Origin of the sequence: Enterobacter kobei, assembly GCF_001729765.1 — a bacterium.
Taxonomy (GTDB): domain Bacteria; phylum Pseudomonadota; class Gammaproteobacteria; order Enterobacterales; family Enterobacteriaceae; genus Enterobacter; species Enterobacter kobei.
Window position 1 is genome coordinate 1,084,640 of sequence record NZ_CP017181.1, and the last position, 19,729, is coordinate 1,104,368.

Consider the following 19,729-nt stretch of genomic DNA (forward strand, 5'->3'; position numbering starts at 1 on the left):
ATTCACCTTAGTAATTGTAATAATTTTAACAGGAAAGGCTAACGGGGTTAGCTCTGCTCACGTTGACGAAACAGCGGAATAGTCGGTTTCCCGATTTGCGCCATTTTTGCAAATCTTGCGCGTTAATGCCGTAACTACTGAACAACATAAAGGTGTCGTCCAGGTATTCATCAATTTGCTCAATGAGCTTATTATCTTCATTGTACTTAATTTTATAATTAAGTGCGAAGGTAGCGATATGCTCTATAAGCTCGTTCAACTGTAAATTGATGGCAGACGTTGGATCGTTTACCCAGCCATGGTTACTTTCATCAAGATTGGCAAGGCAGTCATGGTACAAGGATTCGCAGAGAAATTTCAACTGCGCGATATCATGCCGTTTTGGCGAGTACTCGTCCATAGCGCATCCCCTTCTGAGTGATTTATTACTCACCGAACATCATTGTCGGGATGGATACAACTGACTTAGCTACATGAGTGCTGTGTTCCTGATAACCTAACTATAAGCCACTCCTGTCTGGATTTCACCGCGCTATTACGAAAAATTACAAATAAAACCGCAGGCTGCGAGACTCTACGCAAATGTTCATCCGGAACGGAACATTTTTATCCAGATTAACGCTTGTTTTGTTAGCTTCCTTACGTTTCATTAGCTTAGGTTTGCGCCTGAAGAAAAAGTTCAAATCCGGAGTTCTGTTTTTCCGAACTTTTAATTAGGAATATTCCTAACCCTCTGACCGAAGAAATGAATTTAAAAAAATCCTGTATTCTCGGATTACGTTATCCGTTATTTATGATATGTCCTGTTACGCTGGCAGAAAATAAATAAAACCACAATAAGCGTATTTTATGATTTTTTCTTAAAATGAAAAAGGCCGCTAATGCGGCCTTTTTATGATGTGAAACCGGTATCAGTGCGGTTCTACCGAATGACTGTGCTCAACATCTTCATTTTTGCGGCTGAAGCGGCGGCGAACCACCACGAAGAACACCGGAACGAAGAAGATAGCCAGCACGGTCGCGGTGATCATACCGCCCATCACGCCAGTACCGACCGCGTTCTGCGCACCGGAGCCCGCGCCAGAGCTGATAACCAGCGGCAGTACGCCGAGGATAAACGCCAGTGACGTCATCAGAATAGGACGCAGACGCATACGTACCGCTTCAAGCGTCGCCTCGATAAGCCCTTTACCTTCTTTCTCCATCAGGTCTTTGGCGAATTCAACGATAAGTATCGCGTTCTTCGCCGACAAGCCAATGGTTGTCAGCAGGCCTACCTGGAAGTACACGTCGTTGGTCAATCCACGGAACGTCGCCGCCAGCAGTGCACCGATAACCCCGAGTGGAACCACCAGCATAACGGAGAACGGAATCGACCAGCTCTCATACAGTGCCGCCAGACACAGGAATACCACAATCAAAGAAATGGCATACAGGGCAGGGGCCTGGTTACCGGACAGACGTTCCTGATAGGACATACCGGTCCAGTCATAGCCGATGCCCGAAGGCAATTTGCTCGCCAGCTCTTCCATCAGGTTCATGGCTTCACCGGTGCTTCGGCCTGGTGCGGCCTGACCCAGGATCTCCATTGATGGCAGACCGTTGTAACGTTCCAGACGTGGTGAACCATATTCCCAGCGTGACGTTGAGAACGCCGCGAACGGAACCATCTGACCATTGCTGCCGCGAACGTACCAGTTATTAATATCGTTCGGCAACATACGGTACTGCGCCTCTGACATCACGTACACTTTCTTCACACGACCACGGTCGATGAAGTCGTTCACGTAACTACCGCCCCAGGCCGCGCCCAGTGTGGTATTGATGTCGCTGATGGACACGCCCAGCGCCTGTGCTTTCTCCTGGTCGATATCGATCTTGTACTGCGGCGTATCTTCCAGACCGTTTGGACGCACGCCAACCAGTAGGTCAGGGTGTTTCGCCACCTCTCCGAACAGTTGGTTACGTGCCTGCGTCAGTTTTTCGTGACCCAGACCGCCCTGGTCGATCAGCTGGAAGTCGAAACCGGTCGCGGTACCCAGTTCAACAATCGCTGGCAGGTTAAAGGCGAAGACCATCGCATCCTTAATCTGCGAGAAGGTCCCCATTGCACGGCCAGTGATGGCCTCAACTTTGTTCTCCTCGCCCGGACGATCCGCCCAGTCTTTCAGAGAGACGAAGGCGATACCGGTGTTCTGACCACGACCCGCAAAGCCAAAGCCGTTAACCGCAAACACGGACTCAACGTTCGCTTTCTCTTTGGTGAGGTAGTAGTCCGTCACTTCATCCAGCACTTTCTGGGTACGCTCTTGCGATGCACCCGCCGGAAGCTGCGCCATCGTCAGGAACACGCCCTGGTCTTCATCAGGCAGGAACGAGCTTGGCAGACGAACGAACAGATAGGCCATGCCGACGACAATGATGATATAGAGCAGCAGATAACGACCGGTGCTACGCAGGATGTTGCCCACGCTGTCGGTGTAGTGGTGCGTGCTCTTGTCAAACATGCGGTTAAACCAGCCAAAGAACCCTTTATGCTCGCCATGACCGCCTTTCTGAATGGGCTTCAGCATGGTGGCACACAGCGCAGGCGTCAGGATCAATGCGACCAGCACCGACAGCGCCATCGCGGAAACGATGGTAATCGAGAACTGGCGGTAAATCGCACCGGTAGAGCCGCCGAAGAAGGCCATCGGGATAAATACCGCCGACAGTACCATCGCGATACCGACCAGCGCGCCCTGGATCTGGCCCATGGATTTACGGGTTGCTTCCTTCGGCGGTAAACCCTCTTCCGCCATGACACGCTCGACGTTCTCTACCACTACGATGGCGTCATCCACCAACAGGCCGATGGCAAGCACCATCCCGAACATCGTCAGGGTATTTATCGAGAATCCAAAGGCCGCAAGGATGGCAAAGGTTCCAAGCAGAACGACCGGCACGGCGATGGTTGGGATCAGCGTCGCGCGGAAGTTTTGCAGGAACAGATACATCACCAGGAAGACCAGGATAATCGCTTCTACCAGCGTTTTAACCACTTCATGAATCGAAATTTTTACGAACGGCGTCGTGTCGTACGGGTAGACGATTTTCAGACCTGACGGGAAGAACGGTTCCATCTTCTTCAACTCTGCGCGGATCGCCGTGGCGGTGTCCAGGGCGTTAGCGCCGGTCGCCAGTTTAATACCCAGACCGGAAGCCGGTTTACCGTTAAACTTCGCAATGATGTCGTAGTTTTCGCCACCCAGCTCCACTTTCGCTACGTCGCGCAGGCGAACCTGCGAACCGTCCTGATTCACTTTCAGCAGGATTTTGCTGAACTCATCGGCGGAGGTCAGACGGGTTTGCGCGATAATGGACGCGTTAAGCTGCTGGCCTTTCACAGGTGGTGTACCGCCTAACTGACCGGCTGCCACCTGGGCGTTCTGCGCTTTAATCGCGTTAATCACGTCAACCGGCGTCAGCTGGAAGTTGTTCAGTTTGTTCGGATCCATCCAGATACGCATCGCGTACTGAGAACCGAACAGCTGAACGTCACCCACACCGGAAGTACGGCTGATGGCATCCTTCATGTTGGCGCCCACGTAGTCGGAAATATCCTCCTGCGTCATGGTGCCGTTGGTGTTGATAACGCCAACAACCATCAGGAAGCTACTGGACGATTTCTCGACGCTCACGCCCTGCTGTTGTACTTCCTGCGGCAGCAACGGCATTGCCAGCTGCAGTTTGTTCTGCACCTGAACCTGCGCGATGTCAGCATCGGTACCTGACTCGAAGGTCAGGGTGATCTGTACTGTACCGGTTGAGTCACTGTTTGATGACATGTACATCAGGTTATCGATACCGTTCATGTTCTGTTCGATAACCTGGGTGACGGTGTCCTGCACCGTTTTCGCATCAGCGCCCGGGTAGGTTGCGGAAATTGTCACCGCCGGTGGCGCAATCGTTGGATATTGCGCGACAGGCAGCTTCTGGATCGCAAGTCCCCCGGCCAACATGATGATAATGGCGATCACCCACGCAAATATGGGGCGATCGATAAAGAAATTAGGCATGTCTTAACGGCTCCTGTTTAAGTTAAGACTTGGTTTGTTCTGACTGGTCAGCGGCCGAAGCAGATTGTTTATCGTCAGATTTCACTTCCTGTGCTTTGACCTGCGCACCAGGACGAACTTTTTGCAAACCAGTAACAATCACGCGATCGCCATCTTTCAGACCTTCCGTCACCAGCCATTTATCGCCAATCGCCTGAGTGGCGGTAATGTTGCGCATTTCGACTTTGTCATCCGCCCCGACAACCAGCGCGCTCGCATCGCCACGTGGCGTACGGGTCACACCCTGCTGTGGAACCAGAAGTGCGGTTGGATTGGTGCCTTCTTCCAGACGCGCGCGAACGAACATACCTGGCAGCAGATTTTTGTCAGGGTTCGGGAAAATCGCCCGTAAGGTGATGGAACCGGTAGTCTGGTCGACCGTCACATCGGAGAACTCCAGAGTCCCTTCCTGCGGGAACTTGATACCGTCGTTGGTCACTAGCTCCACTTTGGCTTTGCCGTTTTCCTGTTTCAGGGTGCCGTTAGCCAGCTCCTGTTTCAGGCGCAGGAAATCATTGCTGGACTGGGTTACGTCAACGTAGATCGGATCAAGCTGCTGCACGGTAGCCAGCGCAGTGGTTTGTCCGTTCTGTACCAGCGCCCCTTCCGTGACGGAAGATTTACCAATACGACCGCTGATAGGGGAGGTCACTTTGGTATAGGCCAGATTAATACGTGCGGTTTCGACGGCCGCTTTGGCGGCCACCACGGCGGCGTTAGCCTGCTGGGCATCGGCCAGAGCGGTATCATAATCCTGTTGACTGATGTACTTCGTACCGAGCAGTTTTTGATAACGGTTCAGCGTCAGCTGGGCGATTTTGGCGGCGGCTTGCGCTTTTGCCAGGTCGCCTTTGGCGCTTTCATAAGAGGCCTGATAGGTCGCGGGATCAATCTGATACAGAGACTCACCGGCTTTCACATCACCGCCTTCGGTAAAGTTACGTTTCAGGATAATGCCACTCACCTGAGGGCGAACTTCCGCAATGCGATAGGCATTGGTACGGCCAGGTAATTCGGTGGTGATCTGCAGAGGTTCAGATTTGAGTGTCACTACGCCGACTTCTGGCGCCTGCTGAGCTCCTTGTTGAGCTGGTTTGTCGTCACATCCTGTTAGCGCTAAGCTGCCTGAGAGCATCAGAACGACCGCCAGAGGCGTTAACCCTCTGTTTTTGTTCATATGTAAACCTCGAGTGTCCGATTTCAAATTGATCAATGGTCCTGAGTCCAAAAACCCATTGCTGCGTTTATATTATCGTCATGCTATGGTACATACATTCACAAATGTATGTAAATCTGACTCCTGTAAATTCACTCACCTATGGCACGAAAAACTAAACAACAAGCGCTGGAAACCCGACAACATATCCTTGATGTGGCAATACGTTTGTTCTCTCAGCAGGGTGTTTCATCAACCTCGTTGGCACAAATTGCTCAGGCTGCTGGCGTGACTCGGGGTGCGATTTACTGGCATTTTAAAGATAAGTCAGATCTGTTCAGTGAAATCTGGGAGCTTTCAGAGTCCAGCATTAGCGATCTTGAGAGTGAGTATCGGGCAAAATTCCCTGACGATCCACTCTCAGTATTAAGAGAGATATTAGTATATATCCTTGAAGCTACGGTAGTTGAAGAACGTCGCAGATTAATGATGGAAATTATTTTTCATAAATGCGAGTTCGTGGGCGAGATGGCGGTGGTGCAGCAGGCGCAGCGTAGTTTGTGCCTGGAGAGCTATGACCGCATTGAACAAACGCTCACCCAGTGTATGCAGGCGAAGCTGTTACCGGCTAATTTACTGACTCGTCGGGCGGCTATCCTGATGCGCAGCTATATTTCGGGCCTGATGGAAAACTGGCTTTTTGCGCCGGACTCCTTTGACCTCAAGCAGGAAGCACGCAGCTACGTCGCGATTTTACTGGAAATGTGTCAGTTCTGCCCGACGCTGCGCAGCGATTCCCCTTCGTTACCCGCCTGAGCCATTCCAGGATTTATCTTAGAGGATAACGTTCACGCTATTCTGCTTCAGACGAGCGTGATATTCTTCACGCCGGACTATTTTCGGTCATCTGCTGACATCATTCACAACTATGCTGCCCATCAATCGCTCGCAACATCCTGTTTTTGCATTGCTCTTTGCTATGCTGTTTTTCTTCTCCACCGGACCGCTTTCGTGGGCCCGCGCAGATAACAGTACGGATATCCCCTCACGCAGTGATGTTCAGTCGCAACTCGATACCCTGAACAAACAAAAAGAGCTCTCTCCGCAGGAGAAACTCACCCAGCAGGATCTGACAGAGACGCTGGAAAACATTGATAAAATTGAGCGCGTTAAAGCAGAAACCACCCAGCTTCGTCAGAAGGTGGCGCAGGCGCCTGAGAACATGCGCAAGGCCACGGAAGCGCTGAATGCGCTGAGTGACGTCGATAACGACGACGAAACGCGTAAGACGCTCGCCACGCTTTCTTTGCGTCAGCTGGAGTCGCGCGTTGCCCAATTGCTCGACGATCTGCAAACCGCGCAGTCCGACCTCGCGACCTACAACAGTCAGCTCGTCTCTCTGCAAACCCAGCCCGAGCGCGTGCAAAATGCGATGTATACCGCGTCTCAGCAGCTGCAACAGATCCGCAACCGCCTGAACGGTACGACGGTGGGGGAAGGGACGCTTCGCCCAACGCAGCAAACTCTGCTACTGGTTCAGCAGTCATTACTCAATGCGCAAATTGAACAGCAGCGTAAAAGCCTGGAAGGGAATACGGTGCTGCAGGACACGCTCCAGAAACAGCGTGATTACGTCACGGCGAATATTAATCGTCTGGAACACCAGCTTCAGCTGCTGCAGGAAGCGGTAAACAGTAAGCGTCTGACCCTGACGGAAAAAACGGCCCAGGAGGCGGTATCGCCGGACGAAACAGCCCGTATTCAGGCCAATCCGCTGGTGAAACAGGAGCTTGAGGCTAACCATCAGCTGAGTCAGCGTCTGATTCTGGCGACGGAAAACGGCAACTCGCTGGTTCAGCAAAACATTAAAGTGAAAAACTGGCTGGATCGGGCGCTGCAGGCGGAACGCAACATCAAAGAACAGATCGCGGTCCTGAAAGGTAGCCTCCTGCTGTCGCGTATTCTCTACCAGCAGCAGCAGACGCTGCCGTCCGCCGACGAGCTGGAAGACATGACTAACCGCATTGCGGATTTGCGTCTGGAACAATTTGACGTGAATCAGCAGCGTGATGCCCTTTTCCAGAGCGATAACTTCGTCGCCAAAATTGAAGAGGGTCATTCCAGCGACGTGAACCCGGAAGTGCATGACGCGCTGCTCCAGGTCGTCGATATGCGCCGTGAGCTATTGGATCAGCTCAACAAACAGCTGGGCAACCAGCTGATGATGGCCATCAACCTGCAGATCAACCAGCAGCAGCTGGTCAGCGTTTCCAAAAGCCTGCAGGAGATTTTGACGCAGCAAATTTTCTGGGTGAACAGCAACAAGCCGATGGACTGGGACTGGGTGAAGTCCTTCCCTGAGCAGCTGAAAACGCAGATCAAGAGCATGAAAATCACCGTGAACTGGGAGAAAGCCTGGCCTGCGGTAATGATTGCTTTCCTGGCGGGATTACCCCTGCTGCTGATTGCCGGTCTGATTCGCTGGCGTTTGAAATGGCTTAAACAGTACCAGGCGAAGCTGGCCTCGGAAGTGGGGCAACTGCGCAACGACAGCCAGCTCCATACGCCAAAAGCGATTCTGATCGACCTTATTCGCGCTCTGCCGGTGTGCCTGATTATTCTGGCGGTAGGCCTGATTCTGCTCACCATGCAGCTTAACGTCAGCGATCTGCTGTGGGCATTCAGCAAAAAACTGGCGCTGTTCTGGCTGGTGTTTGGCCTGTGCTGGAAGGTCCTGGAAAAAGACGGCGTTGCGGTCCGTCATTTCAACATGCCTGCCCAACTGACCAGCCACTGGCGTCGTCAGATTGTGCGTGTCAGCCTGGCGCTGCTGCCGCTTCACTTCTGGTCGGTTGTTTCTGAACTGTCTCCGCTGCATCTGATGGATGATGTGCTGGGTCAGCTGGTGATTATGCTGAACCTGCTGCTGATTGCCATCCTCATGTGGCCGATGTGCCGCGATAGCTGGCGTGATAAAGAATCCCACAATATTCGTCTGGCCACCGTGACGGTACTGGCGATCATTCCGCTGGCGCTGATGGTGCTCACGGCGACGGGCTACTTCTATACCACGCTGCGTCTGTCCGGGCGTTGGATCGAAACGGTCTATCTGGTGATCGTCTGGAATCTGCTCTATCAAACCGTACTGCGCGGGTTAAGCGTCGCGGCTCGCCGTATTGCTTACCGTCGTGCCATCGCGCGTCGTCAGCATCAGGTGAAAGAGGGCGCCGAAGGTGCGGAGCCACAGGAAGAACCGACCATCGCGCTGGAGCAGGTCAACCAGCAGACGCTGCGTATCACTATGCTGGTGATGATCGCGCTGTTTGCGGTGATGTTCTGGGCTATCTGGTCTGATTTAATTACCGTTTTCGCCTACCTCGACAGCATCACCCTCTGGCAGTACAACGGCACCGAAGCTGGCGCTGCGGTGATGAAAAGCGTCACCATGGGCAGCCTGCTGTTTGCGCTGGTGTCGTCGGTGGTAGCCTGGGCGCTGATTCGCAACCTGCCGGGTCTGCTGGAAGTGCTGGTCCTCTCGCGGCTGAACCTGCGTCAGGGGGCGTCGTACGCTATCACTACGATCCTGAACTACGTCATTATTATTGTCGGGGCGATGACGGTATTCGGCTCGCTGGGCGTCTCGTGGGATAAACTCCAGTGGCTGGCGGCCGCCCTCTCGGTAGGTCTGGGTTTTGGCCTGCAGGAGATCTTCGGTAACTTTGTCTCCGGTCTGATCATCCTGTTCGAACGTCCGGTGCGAATTGGCGATACCGTCACCATCGGGACGTTCTCCGGTACGGTCAGCAAGATCCGCATTCGTGCCACCACGATTACCGATTTCGATCGCAAAGAGGTGATCATCCCGAACAAGGCGTTCGTGACCGAGCGTCTGATCAACTGGTCGCTCTCTGATACGGTGACGCGCGTGGTGATCCGCCTGGGCGTAGCCTATGGATCGGATCTGGAGAAGGTGAAAGAGGTGCTGCTGAAGGCAGCCTCAGAACATCCGAAAGTGATGCACGATCCGGCTCCGGCGGTGTTCTTCACCACCTTCGGGCCAAGCACGCTGGATCATGAACTGCGTTTATACGTGCGTGAACTGCGTGACCGTAGCTACACGGTAGATGAGCTTAACCGGTCTATCGATCGCCTGTGCCGTGAAAACGATATTAATATCGCCTTCAACCAGCTTGAAGTTCACCTGCGTAACGAAAAAGGTGATGAGCATACGGAAGTGAAGCGCGACATTAAAGGTGACGATCCCACTCCGGCTTAATCTATTTTCCCTCTCCCTGTGGGAGAGGGGTAGGGTGAGGGCTACTGGCCTTCACCTTTCCTTCGAAATCCCGCTGCACAATCTCCAGCGCTTTCAGCACCGTTTCGGCGGGAATATCATGATTCTCCAGCAGCATAATTAAATCGACGGCCAGCTTGACCTCATCGGGTGCATTTTCCAGTGACATGGGTGTGGCTCCTGTTAGCGGGTCAAACGTTCAATGACGCGTTCAATCTCATCCAGCGCCTGACGGCAGCGCACAATGCGGCCTTCCAGGGCGCTAATCTCGCGCATCAATAATTGTTGTTCTTCCAGCGTTTCGCTGTTATTCAGCCGCACTTCGCGCTCACGTTTCATCTCAAACAGTCGGCGTTCAAACTCCTGATTCTCCAGCCGCTTGCGCTGCCATTTGCCGAGTCCGGGCGAGCCGCTGTCCCAGGCGCGTAGCGGCCAGGCGGCAATTTCGCGATGCAGGGCGGTGATTTGCTCAGTGAGATGCTCTGCAAGCCACGCCACCTGTTCCTGCTGTTCACTTTCAACCGCATGGCAAAGCTCGTCAAGGCGGGTCTGCGCCTCAGCCAGGTAATCCTGAATGACCGTACTGCGGGTACGAAAAAGCTGCCGATCAAAGCGCGGCTTCAGCGTGGCGTGCCCCAGCAGAGGGGTGGCCTCTGCTCGCAGGGTGGTCAACTGTTTTTGCAGCGTCTCCAGAAGCAAGGCTGTTTTCAAAACGCTCTCCAGTGGTAAAGTAGCCGTTCAGTTTGATAACGATTCGCATTATGCAGCGTACTATTTTAATCATCATTGGCTGGCTCGCGGTAGTGCTGGGTACACTGGGTGTGGTTTTACCCTTACTGCCCACCACGCCGTTTATCCTGCTGGCAGCCTGGTGCTTCGCCCGCTCGTCGCCGCGTTTTCACCACTGGCTGCTTTATCGCTCATGGTTTGGTGGCTACCTGCGCCACTGGCAAAAACACCGTGCCATGCCGCCCGGCGCGAAGCCGCGCGCGATTGCGGTGATCCTCATGACCTTTGCTATTTCATTATGGCTGGTGAAAATGATGTGGGTGCGGATCCTGCTGCTGATCATTCTGACCTGCCTGCTTATCTTCATGTGGCGGATCCCCGTGGTTGATGAAAAGCAACAAAAGCACTGAAGCCTCATAATGGCTGTTGCAATTATTGCGTACAGCCAGTAAATTCGACCGTTTTCGAGCACAGGCGCGCCTGGTTAAAGGTTAAACGATTGTTACCTTTACCCACTCCGTTGCGCGTCGTGAGTAACACTGTTTCATTTAGGCACAAACCGATGACCGCAACTGCACAGCAGCTTGAATATCTGAAAAACAGCATCAAAAGCATCCAGGACTATCCAAAACCTGGCATTCTTTTCCGTGATGTCACCAGCTTGCTGGAAGACCCGAAAGCGTACGCGCTCAGCATTGAACTGCTGGTCGAGCGTTATAAAAACGCCGGGATCACCAAAGTAGTAGGTACCGAAGCCCGTGGCTTCCTGTTTGGCGCACCGGTTGCGCTGGCAATGGGCGTGGGTTTTGTGCCGGTGCGTAAACCGCGCAAACTGCCGCGTGAAACCATCGCAGAGAGCTACGAGCTGGAGTACGGCACCGATCAGCTGGAAATCCACGTTGATGCGATCAAGCCTGGCGACAAAGTGCTGGTGGTGGACGATCTGCTGGCGACCGGCGGCACCATCGAAGCGACCGTGAAGCTGATCCGTCGTCTGGGTGGCGAAGTGACCGACGCGGCGTTCATTATTAACCTGTTCGATCTCGGCGGCGAACAGCGCCTGGAAAAACAGGGCATTACCAGCTACAGCCTGGTGCCATTCCCGGGTCATTAATCCCGGTTTTCACAACCTCGCTCAATGGGTGAGGTTGTGATAGCATTCCCCTCCATAAATTCACCTTCCAGCGTTGCAGAGCCTGCCCATGAGTTATCAGGTGTTAGCCCGTAAATGGCGACCACAAACCTTTGCTGACGTTGTCGGTCAGGAGCATGTGCTGACGGCCCTGGCGAACGGCTTGTCGCTAGGTCGCATCCATCACGCCTATCTTTTCTCCGGCACCCGCGGCGTCGGTAAGACCTCAATTGCCCGTTTGCTGGCGAAAGGTCTCAACTGCGAAACCGGGATCACCGCCACGCCGTGCGGCGTGTGTGATAACTGCCGGGAGATCGAGCAGGGGCGTTTTGTCGATCTGATCGAGATCGACGCCGCCTCGCGCACGAAAGTGGAAGATACCCGCGATCTGCTGGACAACGTACAGTACGCCCCGGCGCGCGGTCGCTTCAAGGTCTACCTGATCGATGAAGTGCACATGCTGTCGCGCCACAGCTTTAACGCCCTGCTGAAAACGCTGGAAGAGCCGCCCGCGCACGTGAAATTCCTGCTGGCGACGACCGATCCGCAAAAGCTGCCGGTCACCATTCTGTCCCGCTGCCTGCAGTTCCACCTGAAGGCCCTGGACGTAGAACAGATCCGCGCCCAGCTCGAACACATTCTCGATGAAGAGAAGATCGTCCATGAGCCGCGCGCCCTGCAACTGCTGGCGCGTGCAGCGGACGGCAGCCTGCGTGATGCGTTAAGCCTGACCGACCAGGCAATTGCCAGCGGTGACGGTAAGCTCTCTACCGAAGCAGTCAGCACCATGCTCGGTACGCTGGATGACGATCAGGCGCTTTCACTCATCGAAGCGATGATTGCCGCCAACGGTGAGCGCGTCATGACGCTGGTCAATGCTGCTGCTAGCCGGGGGATTGAATGGGAAGCGCTGCTGGTTGAGATGCTCAGCCTGCTGCACCGCGTGGCGATGCTGCAGCTTTCTCCGTCGGCAATTGGCGCAGATATGGCCGCCATTGAACAGCGGATGCGTGAACTTGCCCGCACCGTGCCGCCTGCCGATGTACAGCTTTATTACCAAACCCTGCTTATTGGCCGTAAAGAGCTGCCGTACGCGCCGGATCCCCGGATGGGCGTAGAAATGACGCTGCTGCGCGCGCTGGCGTTCCACCCGCGCATGCCGCTGCCGGAGCCGGAAGCGCCGCGGCAGTCTTTTGCCCCGGTCGCCCCAACGGCGGTGATGTCACCTCAGCAGGTGCCACCGCAGCCGACACCGCCACCGCAGCCGCAAAACGTGCCGCTGTCGGATGCCACCAGTTCGGTGCTTGCCGCTCGCAGTCAGTTGCAGCGTGCGCAGGGAGTAACCAAACCAAAAAAGAGTGAACCGGCAGCGCCAGGAAGAGCGCGGCCGGTGAACAACGCCGCGCTTGAACGACTGGCCTCGGTAACGGAGCGCGTACAGTCGCGCCCGGCACCGTCCGCGCTCGAGCAGAAAGCCCCGGCGAAAGAAGAGGCATACCGCTGGAAGGCGACCACCGTTGTCGAAACGGTAAAGGAAGAGGTCGCTACGCCGAAAGCGCTGAAAAAGGCGCTGGAGCATGAGAAAACGCCGGAGCTTTCCGCGAAGCTCGCAGAAGAATCTATTGCCCGCGATGCCTGGGCCGCTGAGGTCAGCAAACTCCAGCTGCCGAAGCTGGTCGAGCAGGTTGCGCTGAACGCCTGGAAAGAGCAGGACGGTAATCAGGTGCGTTTACACCTGCGTCCTGGTCAGCGACACCTGAATTCGCCAGGCGCGCAAAAGGCGCTGGCCGAGGCGCTCGCCACATTACAGGGTGCGCCGGTTGAATTGACTATCATTGAAGATGATAATCCGGCAGTGAAAACGCCGCTTGAGTGGCGCCAGGCCATTTATGAAGAGAAACTCGCGCAGGCGCGCGAGGCGATTATTGCGGATAACAACATTCAGACCCTGCGCCGGTTCTTCGACGCCGATCTGGATGAAGAGAGTATTCGCCCCATTTGATCGTGAGTCTGACTTACGGTTGTAATCCTTAAACGTGAAAGAAGAGAGAAGCCTATGTTTGGTGGAAAAGGCGGTCTGGGTGGCCTGATGAAGCAGGCTCAGCAGATGCAGGAAAAAATGCAGAAGATGCAGGAAGAGATCGCTCAGATGGAAGTCACGGGTGAATCCGGTGCCGGTCTGGTCAAGGTGACCATCAACGGTGCGCATAACTGCCGTCGCGTTGAAATCGACCCAAGCCTGCTCGAAGACGACAAAGAGATGCTGGAAGATCTGGTTGCTGCCGCGTTTAACGATGCTGCGCGCCGTATCGACGAAACCCAGAAAGAGAAAATGGCCTCTGTTTCCAGCGGTATGCAGCTGCCGCCGGGCTTTAAGATGCCATTCTGATGCAAACCAGTCCGCTGCTCACGCAGTTAATGGAAGCTCTGCGCTGCCTGCCGGGCGTTGGCCCGAAGTCGGCGCAGCGCATGGCGTTCACGCTTTTGCAGCGCGATCGCAGCGGCGGGATGCGCCTGGCGCAGGCTCTGACCCGCGCGATGTCAGAAATTGGTCACTGTGCGGATTGCCGCACCTTTACCGAGCAGGATGTGTGTAACATCTGCTCGAATCCGCGTCGTCAGGAGAACGGTCAGATTTGCGTGGTGGAGAGTCCGGCGGACATCTATGCCATCGAACAAACCGGGCAGTTTTCCGGCCGCTATTTCGTGCTGATGGGGCATCTCTCCCCGCTGGATGGTATCGGCCCGGACGATATCGGTCTTGACCGCCTTGAACAGCGTCTTGAGTCCGAAACGATTAAAGAGGTGATCCTCGCCACCAACCCAACGGTGGAAGGGGAAGCAACCGCCAACTACATCGCCGAGCTGTGCTCACAGTACGGCGTTGATGCCAGCCGCATCGCCCACGGCGTGCCGGTGGGCGGTGAGCTGGAGATGGTGGACGGCACCACGCTGTCGCACTCTCTGGCCGGGCGTCACAAGATTATTTTCTGACCAAACGGAGGCTGCGTTCGCGGCCTCCGCTTGAAATTTCTCTCCCTTATCCCCATCTCTCACTCAACGTTTTACAACCCCATTAAATGGCATTGTTGAGGTCGACTTAGATGAAAGGACAAGAAACCCGTGGTTTCCAGTCAGAAGTAAAACAGCTTCTGCACCTGATGATCCATTCCCTGTATTCCAACAAAGAAATCTTCCTGCGTGAGCTGATTTCCAACGCCTCCGATGCGGCGGACAAGCTGCGCTTCCGCGCGCTGTCTAACCCGGATCTGTATGAAGGCGACGGCGAGCTGCGCGTGCGCGTCTCTTTCAATAAAGAGAACCGCACCCTGACCATCGCCGATAACGGCATTGGGATGAACCGCGACGAGGTGATCGACCACCTCGGCACCATCGCCAAATCCGGCACTAAAGCGTTCCTTGAGTCCATGGGCTCTGACCAGGCGAAAGACAGCCAGCTGATCGGTCAGTTCGGCGTGGGCTTCTACTCAGCGTTCATCGTGGCGGACAAAGTCACCGTGCGTACTCGTGCGGCGGGCGACAGCGCGGAGAACGGCGTGCTCTGGGAATCCAAAGGCGAAGGTGAGTACACCGTTGACGACATCACCAAAGCAGACCGCGGGACTGAAATCACCCTGCACCTGCGTGAAGGGGAAGATGATTTCCTGAACGACTGGCGCGTACGCTCCATCATCAGCAAATATTCCGATCACATCGCTCTGCCGGTTGAGATTGAAAAACAGGAAGAGAAAGACGGCGAAACCGTGGTTTCCTGGGAGAAAATCAACAAGGCGCAGGCGCTGTGGACGCGCAACAAGTCTGAAATTAAAGACGACGAATATAACGAGTTCTACAAGCACATCGCCCACGACTTTACCGACCCGCTGACCTGGAGCCACAACCGCGTGGAAGGGAAGCAGGAGTACACCAGCCTGCTGTACATCCCGGCGCAGGCCCCATGGGATATGTGGAACCGCGATCACAAGCACGGCCTGAAGCTGTACGTGCAGCGCGTCTTCATCATGGACGACGCCGAGCAGTTCATGCCGAACTACCTGCGCTTCGTGCGCGGTCTGATCGATTCCAACGATCTGCCGCTCAACGTCTCCCGCGAGATCCTGCAGGACAGCACCGTCACCCGTAACTTGCGCAACGCCCTGACCAAACGTGCGCTACAGATGCTGGAAAAACTGGCGAAAGACGATGCGGAAAAATACCAGACCTTCTGGAAACAGTTTGGCCTGGTGCTGAAGGAAGGCCCGGCAGAAGACACCGCAAACGTTGAAACCATTGCTAAGCTGCTGCGCTTCGCCTCCACGCACACCGACTCCTCCGCGCAGACCGTGTCGCTGGAAGAGTATGTCTCCCGCATGAAAGAAGGGCAGGAGAAGATCTACTACATCACCGCCGACAGCTACGCGGCGGCGAAGAGCAGCCCGCACCTTGAGCTGTTGCGCAAGAAAGGCATCGAAGTGCTGCTGCTGTCTGACCGCATCGACGAGTGGATGATGAACTACCTGACCGAGTTCGACGGTAAAGCGTTCCAGTCGGTTGCAAAAGCCGATGAGTCCATCGACAAGCTGGCGGATGAGGTAGATGAAAGCGCGAAAGAAGCCGAGAAGGCGCTGGAGCCGTTCGTTGAGCGCGTGAAAACCTTGCTGGGTGACCGTGTGAAAGAGGTACGTTTCACTCACCGTCTGACCGATACCCCGGCCATTGTCACGACCGATGCCGACGAAATGAGCACTCAGATGGCGAAGCTGTTCGCTGCGGCGGGCCAGGCGGTGCCGGAAGTGAAATATATCTTTGAGCTTAATCCGGATCATCCGCTGGTGAAACGCGCGGCGGATACCCAGGACGAAGCACGCTTTGCCGAGTGGGTTGAGCTGCTGCTGGATCAGTCCCTGCTGGCCGAGCGCGGCACGCTGGAAGACCCTAACCTGTTCATTAAACGTGTGAATGCGCTGCTTCTGGCGTAACTGACCACACCTCCCCTGGTCTTCTCCCTCTCCCCGTGGGAGAGGGCCGGGGTGAGGGCCCCAGACTGCACTCACCCAAATTATCTCCCCCCGTTAACCGTTTCAGCCTTCCCGCCTTCCTTGAGCGATGTCCGTTCTGGTGGTATTGTTTAGCGCTTTTGAAAAATTGAAACGACATTTGAGGGGATTTTCGCAATGCGTATTATTCTGCTTGGCGCTCCGGGCGCGGGTAAAGGAACTCAGGCTCAGTTCATCATGGAGAAATACGGTATTCCGCAAATCTCCACCGGTGACATGCTGCGCGCCGCTGTAAAATCTGGCTCCGAGCTGGGTAAACAAGCGAAAGACATCATGGACGCAGGCAAGCTGGTAACCGACGAGCTGGTTATTGCGTTGGTCAAAGAGCGCATTGCTCAGGAAGATTGCCGTAACGGTTTCCTGCTGGACGGCTTCCCACGCACCATTCCTCAGGCTGACGCCATGAAAGAAGCGGGCATCAACGTGGACTACGTTCTCGAGTTCGACGTACCGGACGAGCTGATCGTTGACCGTATCGTTGGCCGTCGCGTACACGCTGCTTCTGGCCGCGTTTACCACATCAAATTCAACCCGCCTAAGGTTGAAGGTAAAGACGACGTGACCGGCGAAGAGCTGACCACCCGTAAAGACGATCAGGAAGAGACCGTGCGTAAACGCCTGGTGGAATACCATCAGATGACCGCGCCGCTGATCGGCTACTACACCAAAGAAGCGCAGGCGGGTAACACCAAATACGCCAAAGTCGACGGCACCAAAGCCGTGGCTGACGTACGTGCAGAGCTGGAAAAAATCCTCGGCTAATCGCGCGTCTCTCACCCGGGTCCCCGGGTGAGAAATATTCTCACCTTACCTATTACAGCAATGGGTTTCGTTTAAACGCATTTCCGCTACAATTGACAACCTATCAAATGGTTAAGAGGCGTGAATGAGTCAGGCGAAAACCGGCATCCTGCTTGCCAATCTGGGCACTCCAGAAGCACCTACATCAGACGCGGTAAAACGCTACCTGCGACAATTTTTAAGCGACACGCGCGTTGTGGATTTCCCGAGACTGCTTTGGTGGCCGCTGCTGCGTGGCGTGATTCTGCCGATTCGTTCTCCGCGCGTCGCCAAACTCTATCAGTCCGTCTGGATGGAGGAGGGCTCGCCGCTGATGGTTTACAGCCGTCGTCAGGAAAAAGCGTTGGCCGCCCGCCTGCCGGATATGCCCGTCGCGCTCGGCATGAGCTACGGAAAACCGTCCCTGGAAAGCGCGGTGGAATCACTGCTGGCGCAGGGTGTAGACCATATCGTGGTGCTGGCGCTCTACCCGCAATACTCCTGCTCGACGGTGGCCGCCGTCTGGGACGAGCTGGCGCGCATTCTGGCGACCCGTCGCCGCATTCCTGGCGTGACCTTTATTCGCGATTACGCCGATAACGATCTCTACATCAAGGCGCTTGCCAACAGCGCGCGCGCGTCGTTTGAAAAGCACGGCGAGCCGGATCTGCTGCTGCTCTCCTATCATGGGATCCCACAGCGTTTCGCCAACGAAGGGGATGATTATCCGCAGCGCTGCCGCGATACCACCCGTGAGCTGGTTTCTGCCCTCGGCCTGCCGCCGGAAAAAGTGATGATGACCTTCCAGTCGCGCTTCGGTCGCGAGCCGTGGCTGACACCGTACACCGATGAAACCCTCAAAATGCTTGGCGAGAAGGGGGTTAAGCACATTCAGGTGATGTCGCCAGGCTTCTCGGCGGACTGCCTGGAAACCCTGGAGGAGATCGCGGTGCAAAACCGGGAATTTTTCCTTGAGGCTGGCGGCGAAAAGTACGAGTACATTCCGGCGCTTAACGACTCGCCTGAACATATTGACATGATGGTCTCGCTGGTGACGAACAGCCGCTGATCGCACTCCAGGCCGGGTTTGTGCTACCATTCCCGGCCCATATTCTTCATACAGTTCAGACCATGAAATTTCCCGGTAAACGTAAATCCAAACACTACTTTCCCGTTGATGCGCGCGATCCGCTCCTGCAGCAAATCCAGCCTGAAAATGAAACCAGCGCCGCCTGGGTCGTTGGTATCGACCAGACGCTGGTGGACATTGAAGCGAAAGTGGATGATGAGTTTGTCGCCCGTTATGGTCTGAGCGCCGGTCATTCCCTGGTGATCGAAGACGACGTTGCCGAAGCGCTGTACCAGGAGCTGGTGCGTGAAAATCTCATTACCCATCAGTTTGCCGGGGGGACCATCGGTAACACTATGCACAACTACTCCGTGCTGGCCGATGACCGCTCGGTACTGCTCGGCGTGATGTGCAGTAACATTGAAATCGGTGGTTATGCCTACCGCTATTTGTGCAACACCTCCAGCCGTACCGATCTGAACTATCTTCAGGGCGTTAACGGGCCGATTGGCCGCTGCTTCACGCTGATCGGCGAATCCGGGGAGCGTACGTTTGCCATCAGCCCTGGCCATATGAATAAGCTGCGCGCCGAGAGTATTCCTGAAGAGGTGATTGCGGGTGCCTCTGCGCTGGTATTGACCTCCTATCTGGTACGCTGCAAGCCGGGCGAGCCGATGCCGGAAGCGACCATGAAAGCGATCGAGTACGCGAAAAAGTACGACGTGCCGGTGGTTCTCACGCTGGGCACCAAATTCGTGATTGCCGATAACCCCGAGTGGTGGCAGGCGTTCCTGAAAGAGCACGTCTCAATTCTGGCGATGAACGAAGAAGAGGCCGAAGCGCTCACCGGTGAGAGCGATCCGCTGCTGGCCTCTGACAAAGCGCTGGACTGGGTGGATCTGGTGCTTTGCACTGCCGGCCCCGTCGGGCTCTATATGGCGGGCTTTACGGAGGAAGAGAGCAAACGCAAAACCCAGCACCCGTTGCTCCCAGGCGCGATTGCCGAGTTCAACCAGTACGAGTTCAGCCGCGGTATGCGCCATAAAGATTGCCTCAACCCGCTGCGTATCTACTCCCACATTGCGCCTTATATGGGCGGACCGGAGAAGATCATGAACACCAACGGGGCGGGTGACGGCGCGCTGGCAGCACTGCTGCACGATATTACCGCCAATGCCTACCACAAAACCAACGTACCCAACTCCAGCAAACACAAGTTCAACTGGCTGACCTATTCGTCGCTGGCGCAGGTGTGTAAGTACGCGAACCGCGTGAGCTATCAGGTGCTGAACCAGCATTCACCGCGCTTAACGCGTGGCCTGCCGGAACGGGAAGACAGCCTCGAAGAGGCTTATTGGGAAAGGTAAAAGCAAAACGGCAACGCCCGTTGCCGTTTTTAGTGTTTGTTCCCTCTC

The 19,729-nt window shown here is 55.2% G+C and carries 16 protein-coding genes and 1 other annotated feature; of the genes, 11 read left to right on the forward strand and 5 right to left on the reverse strand.

The features are described 5' to 3' along the window. Nucleotides 1-25: 25 nt before the first annotated feature. The 3 genes from tomB to acrA form a co-directional block, all read right to left on the reverse strand. Nucleotides 26-400 (reverse strand): Hha toxicity modulator TomB, encoded by a 375-nt coding sequence (gene tomB, locus BFV64_RS05140; protein WP_008499288.1) that lies wholly within the window; start codon nt 398-400, stop codon nt 26-28. Between the two features lie 511 nt (nt 401-911). Then, a complete protein-coding gene (gene acrB, locus BFV64_RS05145; RefSeq protein ID WP_069601784.1) occupies nt 912-4,058 on the reverse strand; it encodes a multidrug efflux RND transporter permease subunit AcrB in 3,147 nt (1,048 codons plus the stop codon). A 22-nt stretch (nt 4,059-4,080) separates the two neighbouring features. After that, the gene (acrA, locus tag BFV64_RS05150; RefSeq protein ID WP_014882804.1) at nt 4,081-5,274 is read right to left on the reverse strand and encodes a multidrug efflux RND transporter periplasmic adaptor subunit AcrA; all 1,194 of its coding nucleotides are present in this window, start codon (nt 5,272-5,274) and stop codon (nt 4,081-4,083) included. 141 nt (nt 5,275-5,415) lie between these two features. On the opposite strand from acrA, the gene acrR reads away from it, so the two are divergent. Both acrR and mscK read left to right on the forward strand, forming a co-directional pair. After that, a complete protein-coding gene (gene acrR / locus BFV64_RS05155) occupies nt 5,416-6,069 on the forward strand; it encodes a multidrug efflux transporter transcriptional repressor AcrR (protein ID WP_032637305.1) in 654 nt (217 codons plus the stop codon). A gap of 112 nt (nt 6,070-6,181) precedes the next feature. After that, nucleotides 6,182-9,529, forward strand: a complete 3,348-nt coding sequence (gene mscK, locus BFV64_RS05160; protein ID WP_032637303.1) for a mechanosensitive channel MscK — start codon at nt 6,182-6,184, stop codon at nt 9,527-9,529. Nucleotide 9,530: 1 nt separating this feature from the next. Here the strand turns inward: mscK and rsmS are convergent, their stop codons facing one another. Continuing rightward, nucleotides 9,531-9,716 carry a pleiotropic regulatory protein RsmS gene (rsmS, locus tag BFV64_RS05165; protein ID WP_023338125.1) on the reverse strand — a complete coding sequence of 62 codons (186 nt, stop codon included), beginning with the start codon at nt 9,714-9,716 and terminating at the stop codon, nt 9,531-9,533. Between the two features lie 14 nt (nt 9,717-9,730). Next, entirely contained in the window at nt 9,731-10,258 is a 528-nt protein-coding gene (gene priC, locus BFV64_RS05170; RefSeq protein WP_058690568.1) for a primosomal replication protein N'', read from the reverse strand. A gap of 50 nt (nt 10,259-10,308) precedes the next feature. Here priC and BFV64_RS05175 point away from each other — a divergent pair, with 50 nt between their 5' ends. The 9 genes from BFV64_RS05175 to BFV64_RS05215 all read left to right on the forward strand — a co-directional run bounded on the left by BFV64_RS05175 (nt 10,309) and on the right by BFV64_RS05215 (nt 19,681). Beyond that, a complete protein-coding gene (locus tag BFV64_RS05175) occupies nt 10,309-10,686 on the forward strand; it encodes a DUF454 family protein (RefSeq protein WP_014882809.1) in 378 nt (125 codons plus the stop codon). 152 nt (nt 10,687-10,838) lie between these two features. Further along, nucleotides 10,839-11,390 carry an adenine phosphoribosyltransferase gene (gene apt / locus BFV64_RS05180; RefSeq protein ID WP_000127359.1) on the forward strand — a complete coding sequence of 184 codons (552 nt, stop codon included), beginning with the start codon at nt 10,839-10,841 and terminating at the stop codon, nt 11,388-11,390. A gap of 88 nt (nt 11,391-11,478) precedes the next feature. Further along, nucleotides 11,479-13,410 carry a DNA polymerase III subunit gamma/tau gene (dnaX, locus tag BFV64_RS05185; RefSeq protein ID WP_069601785.1) on the forward strand — a complete coding sequence of 644 codons (1,932 nt, stop codon included), beginning with the start codon at nt 11,479-11,481 and terminating at the stop codon, nt 13,408-13,410. Beyond that, nucleotides 12,740-12,804: a sequence feature (DnaX frameshifting element), on the forward strand. (Overlaps the previous gene by 65 nt.) Nucleotides 13,411-13,464: 54 nt before the next feature. Then, complete coding sequence (locus tag BFV64_RS05190; protein ID WP_014882811.1) at nt 13,465-13,797, forward strand: YbaB/EbfC family nucleoid-associated protein; 333 nt, start codon at nt 13,465-13,467, stop codon at nt 13,795-13,797. Next, nucleotides 13,797-14,402 carry a recombination mediator RecR gene (recR, locus tag BFV64_RS05195; RefSeq protein ID WP_014882812.1) on the forward strand — a complete coding sequence of 202 codons (606 nt, stop codon included), beginning with the start codon at nt 13,797-13,799 and terminating at the stop codon, nt 14,400-14,402. The genes BFV64_RS05190 and recR overlap by 1 nt, the downstream gene beginning before the upstream one ends. A 110-nt stretch (nt 14,403-14,512) precedes the next feature. After that, nucleotides 14,513-16,387: a molecular chaperone HtpG gene (gene htpG / locus BFV64_RS05200; RefSeq protein ID WP_023332254.1), complete on the forward strand. Its 1,875-nt coding sequence runs from the start codon at nt 14,513-14,515 to the stop codon at nt 16,385-16,387. A gap of 195 nt (nt 16,388-16,582) precedes the next feature. Continuing rightward, the gene (gene adk / locus BFV64_RS05205) at nt 16,583-17,227 is read left to right on the forward strand and encodes an adenylate kinase (protein WP_006809841.1); all 645 of its coding nucleotides are present in this window, start codon (nt 16,583-16,585) and stop codon (nt 17,225-17,227) included. A 124-nt stretch (nt 17,228-17,351) separates the two neighbouring features. Beyond that, entirely contained in the window at nt 17,352-18,314 is a 963-nt protein-coding gene (hemH, locus tag BFV64_RS05210) for a ferrochelatase (RefSeq protein ID WP_014882814.1), read from the forward strand. 62 nt (nt 18,315-18,376) lie between these two features. Continuing rightward, a complete protein-coding gene (locus tag BFV64_RS05215) occupies nt 18,377-19,681 on the forward strand; it encodes an inosine/guanosine kinase (RefSeq protein ID WP_023332255.1) in 1,305 nt (434 codons plus the stop codon). Nucleotides 19,682-19,729: the final 48 nt, after the last annotated feature.